Source organism: Variovorax sp. J22G73 (assembly GCF_030317035.1).
Taxonomy (GTDB): Bacteria; Pseudomonadota; Gammaproteobacteria; order Burkholderiales; family Burkholderiaceae_C; genus Variovorax.
Genome location: NZ_JASZYK010000001.1, coordinates 1,274,951 through 1,288,460, shown reverse-complemented (window position 1 = coordinate 1,288,460; position 13,510 = coordinate 1,274,951). Strand labels below are relative to the sequence as shown.

The 13,510-nt window shown below is 69.5% G+C and carries 14 protein-coding genes; 8 read left to right on the top strand and 6 right to left on the bottom strand.

The genetic code is table 11. The features are described 5' to 3' along the window. Nucleotide 1: 1 nt before the first annotated feature. Complete coding sequence (locus QTI51_RS06100; RefSeq protein WP_116908749.1) at nucleotides 2–1,570, top strand: tripartite tricarboxylate transporter permease; 1,569 nt, start codon at nucleotides 2–4, stop codon at nucleotides 1,568–1,570. Between the two features lie 106 nt (nucleotides 1,571–1,676). Here QTI51_RS06100 and QTI51_RS06095 read toward each other — a convergent pair whose 3' ends face one another. The 4 genes from QTI51_RS06095 to QTI51_RS06080 form a co-directional block, all read right to left on the bottom strand. Then, on the bottom strand, nucleotides 1,677–2,600 hold the full coding sequence (locus QTI51_RS06095; protein ID WP_116908748.1) for a pirin family protein: 924 nt from the start codon (nucleotides 2,598–2,600) through the stop codon (nucleotides 1,677–1,679). A gap of 27 nt (nucleotides 2,601–2,627) precedes the next feature. Continuing rightward, the gene (locus QTI51_RS06090) at nucleotides 2,628–3,179 is read right to left on the bottom strand and encodes a flavodoxin family protein (RefSeq protein ID WP_116908747.1); all 552 of its coding nucleotides are present in this window, start codon (nucleotides 3,177–3,179) and stop codon (nucleotides 2,628–2,630) included. A gap of 68 nt (nucleotides 3,180–3,247) precedes the next feature. After that, nucleotides 3,248–3,661, bottom strand: coding sequence for a DoxX family protein (locus tag QTI51_RS06085; protein ID WP_116908746.1), 414 nt, complete (start codon nucleotides 3,659–3,661; stop codon nucleotides 3,248–3,250). An 89-nt stretch (nucleotides 3,662–3,750) separates the two neighbouring features. Beyond that, entirely contained in the window at nucleotides 3,751–4,452 is a 702-nt protein-coding gene (locus tag QTI51_RS06080; RefSeq protein WP_116908745.1) for a pirin family protein, read from the bottom strand. Nucleotides 4,453–4,614: 162 nt separating this feature from the next. Here QTI51_RS06080 and QTI51_RS06075 point away from each other — a divergent pair, with 162 nt between their 5' ends. The 4 genes from QTI51_RS06075 (at nucleotide 4,615) to trmB (ending at nucleotide 8,588) form a co-directional block, all read left to right on the top strand. Then, nucleotides 4,615–5,568, top strand: coding sequence for a LysR substrate-binding domain-containing protein (locus QTI51_RS06075; RefSeq protein ID WP_116908744.1), 954 nt, complete (start codon nucleotides 4,615–4,617; stop codon nucleotides 5,566–5,568). 119 nt (nucleotides 5,569–5,687) lie between these two features. Beyond that, nucleotides 5,688–6,797: an NAD(P)/FAD-dependent oxidoreductase gene (locus QTI51_RS06070; RefSeq protein ID WP_116908743.1), complete on the top strand. Its 1,110-nt coding sequence runs from the start codon at nucleotides 5,688–5,690 to the stop codon at nucleotides 6,795–6,797. Nucleotides 6,798–6,804: 7 nt separating this feature from the next. Next, nucleotides 6,805–7,773, top strand: a complete 969-nt coding sequence (gluQRS, locus tag QTI51_RS06065) for a tRNA glutamyl-Q(34) synthetase GluQRS (protein ID WP_116908742.1) — start codon at nucleotides 6,805–6,807, stop codon at nucleotides 7,771–7,773. Then, the gene (trmB, locus tag QTI51_RS06060; RefSeq protein WP_116908741.1) at nucleotides 7,770–8,588 is read left to right on the top strand and encodes a tRNA (guanosine(46)-N7)-methyltransferase TrmB; all 819 of its coding nucleotides are present in this window, start codon (nucleotides 7,770–7,772) and stop codon (nucleotides 8,586–8,588) included. Before gluQRS ends, trmB begins: the two co-directional genes overlap by 4 nt. Before the next feature lie 39 nt (nucleotides 8,589–8,627). On the opposite strand, the gene QTI51_RS06055 is transcribed toward trmB, so the two are convergent. Further along, a complete protein-coding gene (locus QTI51_RS06055; RefSeq protein WP_165840300.1) occupies nucleotides 8,628–9,095 on the bottom strand; it encodes an energy transducer TonB in 468 nt (155 codons plus the stop codon). Nucleotides 9,096–9,225: 130 nt separating this feature from the next. On the opposite strand from QTI51_RS06055, the gene QTI51_RS06050 reads away from it, so the two are divergent. Beyond that, entirely contained in the window at nucleotides 9,226–10,401 is a 1,176-nt protein-coding gene (locus QTI51_RS06050) for an ABC transporter substrate-binding protein (RefSeq protein ID WP_116908739.1), read from the top strand. Between the two features lie 50 nt (nucleotides 10,402–10,451). Here the strand turns inward: QTI51_RS06050 and QTI51_RS06045 are convergent, their stop codons facing one another. Beyond that, nucleotides 10,452–11,330, bottom strand: coding sequence for a LysR family transcriptional regulator (locus tag QTI51_RS06045; RefSeq protein WP_116908738.1), 879 nt, complete (start codon nucleotides 11,328–11,330; stop codon nucleotides 10,452–10,454). An 84-nt stretch (nucleotides 11,331–11,414) separates the two neighbouring features. On the opposite strand from QTI51_RS06045, the gene QTI51_RS06040 reads away from it, so the two are divergent. Both QTI51_RS06040 and QTI51_RS06035 read left to right on the top strand, forming a co-directional pair. After that, nucleotides 11,415–11,969: a GNAT family N-acetyltransferase gene (locus QTI51_RS06040; RefSeq protein WP_165840299.1), complete on the top strand. Its 555-nt coding sequence runs from the start codon at nucleotides 11,415–11,417 to the stop codon at nucleotides 11,967–11,969. 3 nt (nucleotides 11,970–11,972) lie between these two features. Beyond that, nucleotides 11,973–13,493, top strand: a complete 1,521-nt coding sequence (locus tag QTI51_RS06035; protein WP_116908736.1) for an MFS transporter — start codon at nucleotides 11,973–11,975, stop codon at nucleotides 13,491–13,493. The last annotated feature ends 17 nt before the right edge of the window (nucleotides 13,494–13,510 follow it).

The following is a 13,510-nucleotide window of genomic DNA, read 5'->3' as shown; positions in this document are numbered from 1 at the left end:
CATGATCGGTCAATCGCTACACGACCTGTGGTTCGGCTTCGGCGTGGCCTTCCAGGGCTCGAACCTGATGTGGTCCTTCTTCGGCGTGCTGGTGGGCAACCTGATCGGCGTGCTGCCGGGCATGGGCGCGCTGCAGGCCATCTCCATCCTGCTGCCGCTCACCTACGTGATGCACCCGGTGCCCGCCATCCTGATGCTGGCCGGCATCTTCTATGGCTCGCAGTACGGCGGTGCCATCGGCGCCATCCTGATGAACATGCCCTCGCACCCGCCGCATGCGGTCACCTGCCTGGACGGGTACCCCATGACCAAGCAGGGCAAGGGCGGGGTCGCGTTGGGCATCACGATGATCGCGTCGTTCTTCGCGGCGTCGTTCGGCATCATCGTGATGATCTTCGCCTCGCCGCTGCTGGTGCAGATCGCGTTCAAGTTCGGCCCGACCGAGATCTTCTCGATCATGATGCTGGGCCTGCTGGCCGGCTCCACCATGTCGCGCGGCTCGCCGCTCAAGGGCGTGGCCATGACGATCTTCGGCCTGCTGTGCGGCGTGGTCGGCACCGACGTGAACAGCGGCAGCTTCCGCTTCGCGTTCGGCCTGCCTGAACTCAGCGACGGCCTGGAGCTGGTGGCGATCTCGATGGGCCTGTTCGGCGTGGCCGACTTCCTGCTCAACGTTAACCGCATGAAGGCCATCGGCGACACCGGCACGCTCAAGCTGAGCGACATGCGCCCGAGCAAGGAAGAGCTCAAGCGCGCCTTCCCCGCCATGATCCGCGGCACGCTGGTGGGCACGGTGTTCGGCGCGATGCCGGGCACGGGCCCGACCATCACGACCTTCATCGCCTACGCGGTGGAACGCAAGATCTCCAAGACGCCGAACAAGTTCGGCACCGGCATGATCGAAGGCGTGGCAGGCCCCGAGGCCGCGGCCCACTCGAAGACGCAGGTCGACTTCATTCCCACGATGAGCCTGGGCATTCCGGGCGACGCGGTGATGGCGCTGATCCTGGGTGCGCTGCTGATCCAGGGCATCCAGCCCGGCCCGCAGCTCATCACCGAGCATCCGGACATCTTCTGGGGCCTGATCGCCTCGTTCTGGATCGGCAACGTGATCCTGGTGGTGCTGAACGTGCCGCTGATCGGCGTGTGGGTCAAGCTGCTGAAGGTGCCCTACAAGTACCTGTTCCCGGCCGCGATGTTCTTCATTGCCACCGGCGTGTACAGCACGCAGAACAGCCTGTTCCAGATCTGGGAAGTGCTGGTGTTCGGCATCGTCGGCGCCTTGCTGATGTCGCTGGAGTTCTCGGTCGCGCCCATCCTGCTGGGCTTCGTGCTCGGGCCGATGGTGGAAGAGAACTTCCGCCGCGCCCTGCTGCTGTCGCGCGGCGACATGTCGGTGTTCGTCACCCGCCCGATCAGCGGTACCTTCATCGGCCTGTGCGTGCTGCTGCTGGCCGGCGTGGGCTTCTCGGCCTGGCGTGCCCGCGGCGGCCGCAAGGCGGTCGTCGAGCTGCCGAAGGCACCCGCGGGTGCGTCGCCGTCGGAGACCGTGGCCATCGGCAACGAGTGATGCGCTGACAGGGCATGGCGCGCCACTGCGGGCGCCATGCCAAAAGAAAAAAGGCCCGATGCATCGAATGCATCGGGCCTTTTTCGTTGGCGCGAAGCCGGAAATTTCAGACCGGCGTGGTCCCCGTGTCCGGCTCCCGCACGCCGAAGGGCTTGCCCGGCAGCGGAATGAACTCGGTCTCGCCGGGCACGTGGCCCATGCGCTGGGCGGCCCAGTCGGCGCCGGCCTCGAGGATGCGCTCGCGCCGGCTGGAAACGAAGTTCCAGGTGATGTAGCGCGGGCCGTCCAGCGGCGCCCCGCCGATGACCATCAGCCGCGCGGCGGCGGCCGACGTGAGCACCGCGCCCTGCCCGTCGGGCAGCACGGCCATGGTGTGCGCCTGCACCGGCTCGCCGTTCACGGCGATGTCGGCATCGACCGCGTAGACGGCCAGCTCGGGCGCCAGCGCGGGCAACTCGAAGCGCCCGCCGGCCGGCAGCGCGATGTCGAGGTACACGGTCTGCGACAGCGTCTTCACCGGCGAGCGCGCGCCGAAGGCCTCGCCCACCAGCACGCGCACGTCGACGCCCTGCTCCACCAGCTCGGGAATGGCATCGGCCGGCGTGTGCTCGAAGCTGGGCTCCGCTTCTTCATGCGCCTGCGGCAACGCGGCCCACAGCTGCAGGCCGTGGTTGACGTAGGTGTCGGCCTTCAGGCGCTCGGGCTTGCGCTCGGAGTGCACGATGCCGCGGCCCGCCGTCATCCAGTTGATGGCGCCGGGCAAGATTTCCTGCACGCTGCCCAGGCTGTCGCGATGCATCATCGCGCCCTTGAACAGGTAGGTGACGGTGGACAGGCCGATGTGCGGGTGCGGCCGCACATCGTGCTCGCCGCCCGGCTCTTCCGTGGCCGGGCCGAAGTGATCGAAGAACACGAAGGGGCCGACCGAGCGGCGCTGCGCCGCGGGCAGCAGGCGCCGCACCTTGAAGCCCCCGCCCAGGTCCTTGTCGTGCGGGGTGAGCAACTGGGTGTCGTGGGTGGGGTCGGTCATCGTGTTCTCCGTGGCGGGTCTTTGGAATCAGCTGCGCGATCTTGCCACCGTGGCAATGCGTTCGCCGAACGCGCGGGCCGTGTCGAGGTCGCCCTTGGGGATCTCGGCCGGGCTCGCGTCCGACGGCGACTGCGTGAGCAGGCCGCCGTAGCCGCCCACGTAGTTCGTGGAGTCGCGCGTGGCGGCCTTGTTGTTGGTCGGCAGGATGCCCATGCTGACCCAGATGCCGCTGTGCTGCATGGCCAGCGTCCACAGGTAGCCCATGGTGGTGACCTTGTCGCCGTTCATGGTCGCGCTGTTGGTGAAGCCGGCGAAGAGCTTGTCCTTCCAGCCCTGCGTGTACCAGACCTTCGACGACGCATCGGCGAACTTCTTGAACTGCCAGCTCACGCCGCCCATGTAGGTGGGCGAGCCGAACACGATCATGTCGGCCGCGCCCAGCAGCTCCCAGCCGCCTTCGGGCAGGTTGCCGTCGGCGTCGATGGCGAGCAGCTGCGCGCCCGCGCTGTCCGCCACGGCTTGCGCCACGCGTTGGGTGTGGCCGTAGCCGGAGTGGAAGACGACGACGATGTTTGCCATGGTGAAGAGCTCCTGGGTGGGTGGATCGATGGGTCTGTGGGTCAGCAGGTCAGCGAGTCAGCGGTCGGTCAGCGCTTGTCGATGCTGAAGCGGCCGGGGCCGAAGGCGGCGAAGGAAAGCAGTCCGCCGGCGATGGCCATGTTCTTGAAGAACTGGATATTTTGCGTCGCGTCGGCCCAGAACTTGTGGAAGAACAGCGCCGTCGCCACCGTGAAGATCGCCATGATGAGCGCGGTCCAGCGCGTCTTGAAGCCGACCAGCAATGCAATGCCCAGGCCCAGTTCCACGACGATCGCGATCGCCGCGGCCACTTCGGGCAGCGGCAGGCCGGCCACCTTGGTGATGTAGCCGACGGTGCCCGCGAAGCCCATCAGCTTGCCGAAGCCGGCGGGGATGAACAGCGTGCCGATCAGGATGCGGCCGACCAGTGCCAGGGTGTCCTGGGCGGCGGAAAGCGCGGGGGTGGTGTTGTTGGTTGCCATGATTGAAAACTCCTCGGTTGTTGAAATGAAAAAGCGGACAGGGGAACAGGAAAGAAGCCAGGTGCGCGCGGCACCCGGCAGGGGAAACATCAGGCGGCCAGGTCGAACACCAGCACTTCGGCGTCCTTGCCGCCGGCCAGCGCCAGCTGCGACTCGCCTTCGAGCATCGCGGCGTCGCCGCCCACGAGCTTCTGGCCGTTCACTTCGAGCTCGCCGCGCACCAGGTGCACGTAGCTCTTGCGCGCCGGGTCGAGCGCCAGGCTGGCCTTTTCCTCGCCGTCGAGCAGGCCGGCGTACAGGCGGGCGTCGGCATTCACCGTCACCGAGCCGTCGCTGCCGTCGGGCGAGGCCACCAGGCGCAGCTTGCCGCGCTTCTCGGCGTCGCTGAACTGCTTTTGCTCGTAGCCGGGGGCAATGCCGCGCACGTTCGGCTGGATCCAGATCTGCAGGAAGTGCGTGGTCTCGTCGGCCTTGTGGTTGAACTCGCTGTGCATCACGCCGCGGCCCGCGCTCATGCGCTGCACGTCGCCCGGCGGAATGCTTTCCACGTTGCCCATGCTGTCCTTGTGGGCCAGTTCGCCCGACAGCACGTAGCTGATGATTTCCATGTCCTTGTGGCCGTGGGTGCCGAAGCCGGCGCCCGCCGCCACGCGGTCTTCGTTGATCACCCGCAGGTTGCCGAAGCCCATGTGGGCCGGGTCGTAGTAGCCGGCGAACGAAAAGCTGTGGAACGAGCGCAGCCAGCCATGGTCGGCATAACCGCGTTCCTGTGATTTACGGACTTGCAACATCGTGAACTCCTTGGTGGCCCTGCCCCTGGGGGGCGCGTCGGGCCTTCTTCGTATGCCGCGCCGGATGCGCAGCGGATGTAAAGAACTTTAGGTCTGCGCCCCCTTCTGAAAGACGCCGCGCTTTGATGGCACCATTCAAATAATTTGATCAATGGAGCCGCCATGCCCAGCCCCCGCGACGTGCTGACCCCCGACGCCCTCTCGATGCTGCAGACCGTGGCCGCCACCGGCAGCTTTGCCGCCGCCGCCCGCGCGCTCGACCTGGTGCCCAGCGCGCTGAGCTACCGGGTGCGCCAGATAGAAGACGCGCTCGACGTGCTGCTGTTCGACCGCAGCACCCGCCAGGCCAAGGTGACCGAGGCCGGCGCCGAGCTGCTGCGCGAGGCCGACCGCCTGCTGGCCGAAATCGACGCCGTGGCCAACCGCGTGAAGCGCGTGGCCACCGGCTGGGAGCCGATGCTGACCATCGCGGTGGACAGCGTCATCGCGCGCGACCCGCTGCTCGACCTGGCCACCGCCTTCTTCGCGCTGGAGCCGCCCACGCGCCTGAAGCTGCGCGACGAGACGCTGCTGGGCACCATCGAGGCGCTGACCACCGGCGAGGCCGACCTGGCCATCGGCGCGGTGCTCGACGCGGCGGGCCTGGCCTTCACCGCCACGGGCATCCGCAGCCGGCTGATCGGCGAGCTGCGCTTCGTGTACGCGGTGGCGCCGCACCACCCGCTCGCGCGCCTGCCGCAGCCGCTGAGCGACACGGTGCTGCGCCAGTACCGCGCGGTGGCCGCCGCCGACTCGGCCCGCCACGGCACGCCGATGACGGTGAACCTCATGGGCGGGCAGGACGTGCTCACGGTGCCCAGCATGCAGGCCAAGATCGCCGCGCAGCTGCACGGGCTGGGCGGCGGCTTTCTTCCCGAGCCGATGGCGCGGCCGTACATCGAGGCCGGCCACCTGGTGGAGCTGAAGACCGAGCGGCAACCGCCGATGGGCACCATGCATTGCGTATGGCGCGCGCGCAGCAAGGGCAAGCCGGGGCGCGCGCTCGAATGGTGGCTGGCGCAGTTCGAGCATGAAGCCACGCGGCGCGCGCTGCTGGAGCGGCACCGGGGTCGATGAGGATGACGCACATTCGGCACCGCCGCGCTAGGGGTGTGCCCTCAGGCGAAGCCCCTGCCCGACCGATGTAGAGTGCAGACACATCCAACCGCATTCCCTCCAGAAGAAAAGAGTCCGTCATGAGCACTCGCGCCAAAGCCAAAACGGAAAAGTCGGCCAAGCCGGCTGACCGCCACCGAACCTCTTCCACAGCTTCCACCCCACGCCACTTCGCCGTCGTCGGCGCCGGCATCGCGGGCGTGGCCTGCGCCCGCACGCTGGTGCAGGCCGGCCACAAGGTCACGCTGTTCGAACGCGAGAGCGCCGCCGGCGGACGCATGGCGAGCGTGGACACCGCCTTCGGCAAGTTCGACAGCGGCGCGCAGTACTTCACCGTGCGCGACCCGCGCTTCGCGTTGGCGCTGGAAGCCACGCCCGGCCTGTGCAAGCGCTGGAGCGCCAACCTCGTGCGCGTGCTCGACGCCCACGGCCGCGTGGCCGAGGCCGCCCTGCCCTCGCTCGAGCCGCATTGGGTGGCCCAGCCCGGCATGGATGCGCTGGTGGCCCACTGGGCGTCGCCGCTGGGCGCCAGCCTGGTCACCGGCACGCAGGTGACGCAGATCGAGCCCGATGCGCTCGCCCCCCAACGCTGGCAGCTGCGCACCGCGGGCGCCGAAGAATCGCAGCATGTGTACTCCGGCTTCGACGCCGTGCTGCTCGCCGTGCCGCCGTCGCGCACCCGCGCGCTGCTGGGCGACGGCAAGCTGTCGGCCACGCTCAGTCGCAAGGTGGAGCCCGTGCGCATCGCCCCCTGCTGGACGCTGATGGTCGCCTACCCGCAGGCCAACCAGCCCACCATGTCGCACCTGGGTCCGCAATGGAATGCGGCGCGCAGCACCCACCACCGCGTGGCGTGGCTGGCGCGCGAGCCGTCCAAGCCGGGCCGCGAGCCCATCGAACGCTGGACGCTGCAGGCCAGCGCCGCCTGGTCGCAGGAACACCTGCGCGACGCGCCCTCGCGCATCGAGGCCAAGCTGCTGCGCGCCTTCGCTGAAATCACCGGCATCCACGCCACGCCCGCGCACGCCCAGGCGCTGTGCTGGAACGAAGCGCAAACGCAGGTGCCGCTGGGCACCACCCACCTGTGGGACGCCAAGGCGCGCATCGGCGTGGCGGGCGACTGGTGCACCGGCCACCGCGTGGAAGACGCGTTTCTCTCGGGGCTGTCGCTGGCGCTTGCCGTGATCTGACTGCGCGATGGGGGAGACCGGCCGTTTCGCGCCCTCGCCCACCGGGCCGCTGCACGCGGGCTCGCTGGTGGCCGCGCTGGCCAGCTGGCTCGACGTGCGCGCCCGCGGCCCGCGAGCGCGCTGGCTGGTTCGCATCGAAGACGCCGACACCGAGCGCTGCCTGCCCGGCATGGGCGAGCACATCCTCCGGCAACTGGCCGCCTGTGGCCTGCTGCCCGACGAAGCCCCGGTGTGGCAAACGCAGCGCACCGCGCGCTACGAGGCCGCGCTGGCCGCCCTGCAGGCGCGCGGGCTGGCCTACCCCTGCGGCTGCTCGCGCAAGGACATTGCCGAGGCCCTGGCACGGCTCGGCCAGACGCCCGAACGCCACGGCGAGCGCGTGTACCCCGGCACCTGCCGAGACGGCCTGCACGGCAAGCCCGCGCGGGCCTGGCGCTTTGCGACTTTCAAGCTCGATGTCGTTGATGTCGTCCATGCCGCTGATGTCATCGATGCCGTCCATGCCGACGTGCGCTGGACCGACCGCCGCCTGGGCCCGCAACGACAAGACGTGCAGCACGAGGTCGGCGACTTCGTGCTGCGCCGCGCCGACGGCCCGTGGGCCTACCAGCTCGCGGTGGTGGTCGACGACGCCGAACAGGGCGTGAGCGACGTGGTGCGCGGCGAAGACCTGGCCGACAACACCGCGCGCCAGGTGCTGCTGCAGCGCGCGCTGGGCTTTCCCACGCCCAGCTATCTGCATACGCCGCTGGTGCGCGGCGCCGACGGCGACAAGCTGTCGAAGCAGAACGGCGCCACAGCGATCGACACCGGCACGCCCGAGGCCGCGCTGAAGGCCCTGGACCGCGCGGCGCAGGTGCTGGGCCTCTCGCCCATCTCACCACCCGCCTCATCCACCACAGCCAGCGATTGCGCCGCCGCACTGGCCGCCTGGGTGCCCGAATGGCGCGCTCTCTACAATTCGCGGCCCTCATGAACATTCCCGACACCGTGTCCCACGCCCCCCAGAACAGCCACGACCACAGCGAAGACCATGGCGACGGCCACGCTGGCGACGTGCCCGCCCCCGACAACGGCGATGCCGGCGACAGCAGCCCCGACGCGTCCAAGCCGCACCCGCTGCACCGCCGCCTGAAGAGCTTCGTGAAGCGCGCCGGCCGCACCACCGACGGCCAGGCGCGCGCCTTCGCCGAGCTGGGCCCGCTGTTTCTGCTGCCCTACACGCCCGAGCCGCTCGACCTGACGGCGGCCTTCGGCGGACGTGAAGCGCCCACGGTGCTGGAAATCGGCTTCGGCATGGGCGAGGCCACCGCGCACATCGCCACGGTGCGGCCGGACACCAACTTCCTGTGCTGCGAGGTGCACGAGCCCGGCGTGGGCGCGCTGCTGAAGCGCATCGGCGAGCAGTCGATTTCGAACATCCGCATCTGCGCGCACGACGCGGTCGACGTGCTCGACCACATGCTGCAGCCCGGCACCCTGGCCGGCGTGCACGTCTTCTTTCCCGACCCGTGGCACAAGAAGCGCCACAACAAGCGCCGGCTGATCCAGCCCGAGTTCGTGACCAAACTGGCGCAGCACCTGCGCCCCGGCGGCTACATCCACTGCGCGACCGACTGGCAACCCTACGCCGAGCAGATGCTCGAGGTGCTGGCCGCCGAGCCGCTGCTGCGCAACACGGCCGAAGCCTACGCGCCCAAGCCCGAGTACCGCCCGCTCACCAAGTTCGAGAACCGCGGCATCAAGCTGGGGCACGGCGTGTGGGACCTGGTGTTCGAGCGCACCGCCTGACCCACCCTGACTTACCTTGCTTGAAGCGCCGCGAGCCGCTCAGTCTTCCTGCAGGAACCTGAACGGCACGCGCATCCGCTGGCGCACCACGCGGCCGGCGGCATCCCGGGCCGGGTCGTAACGCCACTGCGGCAGCACCGCCTTCACCTCCTTGGTGAACATCGGGTGCGACGACGATTCGATGCGCACGTCTTCAGGCTGCCCCTGCGCGCCGAGGGTGAAGCTCACCACGACGGTGCCGCCCAGTCCCGTTTTGGCGAGGTCGGGTGGATACCGCGGCACGGGCCTGCGCCGCGGAACGGGCTGGGTGACCGCTTCGGATGTGACTTGCGAAGGTGCCGGCGCCGGCACGGCGGGCGCTTCGGCCGCCGGCATGCGAATCGTCGGCGCCACGGCCTCCTGCTGCTGAACGGGCGGCTGCGCGACCTCCAGCGTCTTCGTCGCCGGCACCGGTGCCGTGCAACCGGCCACTTGAATGGCCACCGCGATGGCGAGCGCCGACCCCACCCCCTCGCAACACCATCTGTTTGTATTTGTGAACTGCATGGCGCCGATTCTGTGACAGCGCGTTTTCCTCGCCTTTCGCTTTGGCCTCGAAATTGCTACACTTTTTTACTACTGTTTAAGAAAGTGTCCAATGAGCACATCGCGCAGGGAATGGTTGGCCAAGGCCTTCGGAGCGACGCTGCTGGGAAGCGGCATCGGCGGTATTTCACTTTCGGCGATGGCCCAGGCCACCCGCGCCGCCGCTGGCGGCGCGCCGCGCGTGGTGCTGCTGGGCCAGTCGGTGCCGCTCACGGGCAGCGCCAGTGAAATCGGCAGCGCCTTCGCCGCCGGCAGCCGGCTCGCGGTGACCGACTTCAACGAACGCAACGCCGCCACCGGCCTGCAGCTGAAGCTGCTGCAGCTCGACGACGGCTACGACGCCGCCCGCGCCACCGCCAACGCGCGCACGCTGCTGGGCGCCAACAAGGCCGACATGCTGTTCGGCTTCGTCGGCACGGCCAGCAGCGAGGCCGGTGCCAACGTCGCCACGCAACAGGGCAGCCTGCTGTTCGCGCCCTTCGCGGCGTCGGACAACCTGCGCGGCGCCGACCATCCCAACGTGTTCCATGTGCGCCCCGGCATGATCGACGAGGCCCTCAAGATCGTGCGCCAGTGCGCCACCGTGGGGCAGACCCGCGTGGCCCTGGTGGGCGACGACGACGCCATGGGCCGCGCCGGCCTGGCGGCGGTGGAGCAGGCCATCGCCGAGCTGAAGCTGCCCGCGCTGGTCGCCACCGCGCTGGTGCCGCCCAACGGCGACAAGCTGGACGCCGCGTTGAAGGGCGTGCAGCAGAAGTCGCCGCAGGCCATCGTGCTGGTGTCGCTGTCGGGCACCACGGCCAACGCCATCCGCACGCTGCGCAAGAACGGCTACACGGGCAACTTCATGGCCTTTTCCATCGTCGGCATCGACCCGCTCTACGCCACGCTGGGCAAGGACATCGGCGGCATCGTCATCTCGCAGGTGGTGCCCTCGCCCCGGCCCTCGGCCATTCCCATCGTCAAGGAATACCTGGCCGCGGTGGACACCTCCGACCAGACCGCGTCGTACGAAGGGCTCGAAGGCTTCATCGCGGCCAAGGCGGCCGGCGAGGCGGTGCGCCGCGCGGGCCGCGGCTTCAACACCGCGACGCTGCAGCGCACGATGACCGCCATGACCGACTACGACGTCGGGGGCTTCCGCATCAACCTGCGCCCCGGGCTGCGCGACAACGTGCGGCGCATCGACCTGATCAGCATCTCGGCCGACGGGCGCGTGCTGCGATAGGTCAGTTCGGCGTCTGTTCGGGGCCTGTTCAGGCCCTGCCCGGGCGCGGCTCAGGCCCCGCTCTCGACGAGCAGCTCGGTGAAGCGCTGCTGCACGTACAGCGCCGTCGCGCCCGGCTGCCGCCCCTGCAGCCACAGCATGCGCACCGACAGCCTCGGCAGCGCCAGCGACGGGCAAGGCACTTCGCGCAGCGCCTTGCGGTAGCCCTCGTAGTGCGCGATGTTCACCGGCAGCACCGCCCACCCCAGGTTGTCCGCCACCATCTCGGCGGTGGTGTAGAAGCTGTCGGAGCGCCACACGCGGGGGCTGTAGGCCACCTCGTGCACGTCGTCCGCATGCATCAGCAGCTGGCGGTGGCGCGCCAGGTCCTTGCGGCGCACGGTGCGGCCATCGGCCAGCGGATGGTCCACCGCCACGAACACGCCCTGCGGCACGGTGCCGATGTGGCGCTGGTCGAAGCAGGCGCGCGCCGGCCCGCGGTCGATGTGAAAGGCCACGCTCGCGCGCTCCTGCTCCACGTAGTCGGCCACCTCGGTGGCCGTGCCGTTGAGCAGCGTGAGCTCCAGGCTGGGGAATTTCGCCGAAAGCTCGCGCATCAGCGTGGCGATGGCGGTGTACGGCAAGGCTTCGTCGAGCGCCAGCGACAGCGCCGCCTCGCTGCCCGCGTTCAGGTCGCGCGCCCGCTGGTCGAGCTGCTCGGCCTGCCGCAGCAGCTCGCGCGCCTCCAGCAGCAGCACCTGCCCCGCTGCCGACAACTGCGCGTTGCGGCGCGAGCGGTCGAACAGCGCCACGCCCAGGTCCACCTCCAGCAGGCCGATGGCGGTGCTCACGGCCGACTGGGCCTTGCCCAGGTGGCGCGCCGCGGCGGAGAACGAGCCGCAGTCGGCGGTGGTCACGAACTGGCGGAGCTGTTCGACTGTCCATTCCATGCGGGGCCCTTTCTCGCTCTTATCATCAATTATTCAGATGGATTTCATCTTTATTCATCCATTTTAATGGCGCAACATGGCGCCATGTCCATTACCCGCAATCCCCTCATCCCCGCCACTCCCGCCGCATCCTTCGCCATCACCTGGTGCCACGACCCTGCCCAGGCGCAGGCCATCGTCGATCTGTTCCTGCGACAGCTCAGCCCCCGCTACATCTCGCACGGCGAACTGCAGGGGCCACGCGCCGTCGCCCCCGGCGAATGGCGCACCGACTTGCCCGAGGTGCTGCTGGCCCAGGTGCGCAACGCCCTCGCCCAGCCGGCGCACGGCGCAACCCAGCTCATCGCGACCGCGCACAGCGCCGGTTCGCTCGCCGGCATCGCTTTCGTTTCCATCGATGAAGCCAAGGTGGCCGCGCGCGCCTTCGCCACGCTCGACGACCTTGTGGTCGATGCGCCCTTCCAGCGCCACGGCACCGGCCGCGCGCTGTTCGACTGGGTCTGCGCCGAGCTGCGCCTGCGCGGCGTCGCGCGGCTCTTTCTCGAAAGCGGCATCGACAACCAGGACGCGCATCGCTTCTTCGAGGCGCGCGGCTGCACGCCCGTGTCCGTCACGATGCTCAAGGAACTGGAGCGCTGAGCCATGACGAACCCGACAAGAAAGTGGCTCACGCTGGCCATCGTTTCCATGGCGCTGCTGCTCATCGTGGTCGACATGACCGTGCTGTACACGGCGCTCCCCACGCTCGTGCACGACCTGGGCGCATCGGCCTCGACGAAGCTGTGGATCGTCAACGCCTACACCGTCGTGGTCTCCGGCTTCCTGCTGGGCATGGGCGCGCTGGGCGACCGGCTCGGCTACCGGCGCATGTTCGTCGCGGGGCTGGCCGTGTTCGGCGTGGCGTCGCTGTGCGCGGCCTATGCGCCCAGCGCGGGCGTGCTCATCGCGGCGCGCGCGCTGCTGGGCGTGGGCGCCTCGATGATGATGCCGGCCACGCTGGCCATCATTCGCCTGACCTTCTCCGACGAACGCGAGCGCGCCGTGGCCATCGGCGTGTGGGCCTCGGTGGCCTCCGGCGGTGCCGCGCTGGGGCCGGTGGTCGGCGGCGTGCTGCTGGAGTACTTCTGGTGGGGGTCGGTGTTTCTCATCAACGTGCCGGTGGTGGTGGCGGCGCTGGTGCTCACGCTGTGGCTCATTCCGGCGCACCGCAAGAGCGCCGACGCACCGCGCCGCCCCTGGGACTTCATCGGCTCGTTGCAGGCGCTGGCGGCGCTGGTCTGCCTGGTGCTGACCATCAAGGAATTCGCCAAGGCTTCGCCCTCGTTGGCCATGGCCGCGGCCACCGGCGCGCTGGCGCTGATCGCCATGGTGCTGTTCGTGCGGCGCCAGCGGCGCAGCGCGGCGCCGCTGGTGGACTTTCGCTTGTTCCGCAACCCCTACTTCTCGGGCGGCGTGATCGCGGCCATCGTCGCCTCGGTGGCGCTCATCGGCGTCGAGCTGGTGTTCAGCCAGCGGCTGCAACTGGTGGCCGGCTTCACGCCGCTGCAGGCGGGCCTGGCGATCCTGCCGATTCCGCTGGCCGCGTTCGTGGCGGGGCCGCTGGCGGGCCTGCTGCTGGCGCGCACCGGGTCGCGCCCGATCATCCTGGCCGGCCTGCTCACCACCGCGTTGGCGCTGTGCGCGCTGGCATCGAATGCCGACGTGCAAGGCCTGGGCAAGCTGGCCGTGCTGGTGCTGCTCGGGCTGGGCGTGGGCGCCACCATCACGGCGGCGTCCAACGCGGTGATGAACAACGCGCCGCTGGAAAACGCGGGCATGGCCGCCTCCATCGAAGAGGTGTCGTACGAGCTGGGCGGCGTGCTGGGCGTGTCGCTGCTCGGCAGCGTGCTCTCGTGGCGCTACACGGCCGCGCTGGCCATTCCCGACGGGCTGGGCGCGCCCGCGTCCGCCAGCGACGGCATCGACGCGGCGCTGCTCGCGGCGGAGTCGATGCCGGCGCACGCGGCAACGCAGCTCGTCGCGCTCGCGCACACGGCGTTCGACCAGGCGTTCTTCGCCGTGATGGTGGTGGCCGTGCTGATCGTCGTGGCCGCGGCATGTGCTGTGGTGGCGCTGGGGTGGCGGGCCCGACCGCGGCCGTCGGCGGCCGAAGGGTGCGCGTGACGGTACATCCCGAGCGG

Bases quoted from the DNA above. Each gene is read 5' to 3' on its own strand.
- QTI51_RS06085 (WP_116908746.1), bottom strand. From the start codon at position 3,661: ATGGCAACCAACAACACCACCCCCGCGCTTTCCGCCGCCCAGGACACC.
- QTI51_RS06040 (WP_165840299.1), top strand. From the start codon at position 11,415: ATGTCCATTACCCGCAATCCCCTCATCCCCGCCACTCCCGCCGCATCC.
- QTI51_RS06100 (WP_116908749.1), top strand. From the start codon at position 2: ATGATCGGTCAATCGCTACACGACCTGTGGTTCGGCTTCGGCGTGGCC.
- QTI51_RS06075 (WP_116908744.1), top strand. From the start codon at position 4,615: ATGCCCAGCCCCCGCGACGTGCTGACCCCCGACGCCCTCTCGATGCTG.
- QTI51_RS06095 (WP_116908748.1), bottom strand. From the start codon at position 2,600: ATGACCGACCCCACCCACGACACCCAGTTGCTCACCCCGCACGACAAG.
- QTI51_RS06035 (WP_116908736.1), top strand. From the start codon at position 11,973: ATGACGAACCCGACAAGAAAGTGGCTCACGCTGGCCATCGTTTCCATG.
- trmB (WP_116908741.1), top strand. From the start codon at position 7,770: ATGAACATTCCCGACACCGTGTCCCACGCCCCCCAGAACAGCCACGAC.
- QTI51_RS06070 (WP_116908743.1), top strand. From the start codon at position 5,688: ATGAGCACTCGCGCCAAAGCCAAAACGGAAAAGTCGGCCAAGCCGGCT.
- QTI51_RS06080 (WP_116908745.1), bottom strand. From the start codon at position 4,452: ATGTTGCAAGTCCGTAAATCACAGGAACGCGGTTATGCCGACCATGGC.
- QTI51_RS06050 (WP_116908739.1), top strand. From the start codon at position 9,226: ATGAGCACATCGCGCAGGGAATGGTTGGCCAAGGCCTTCGGAGCGACG.
- QTI51_RS06045 (WP_116908738.1), bottom strand. From the start codon at position 11,330: ATGGAATGGACAGTCGAACAGCTCCGCCAGTTCGTGACCACCGCCGAC.
- gluQRS (WP_116908742.1), top strand. From the start codon at position 6,805: ATGGGGGAGACCGGCCGTTTCGCGCCCTCGCCCACCGGGCCGCTGCAC.
- QTI51_RS06090 (WP_116908747.1), bottom strand. From the start codon at position 3,179: ATGGCAAACATCGTCGTCGTCTTCCACTCCGGCTACGGCCACACCCAA.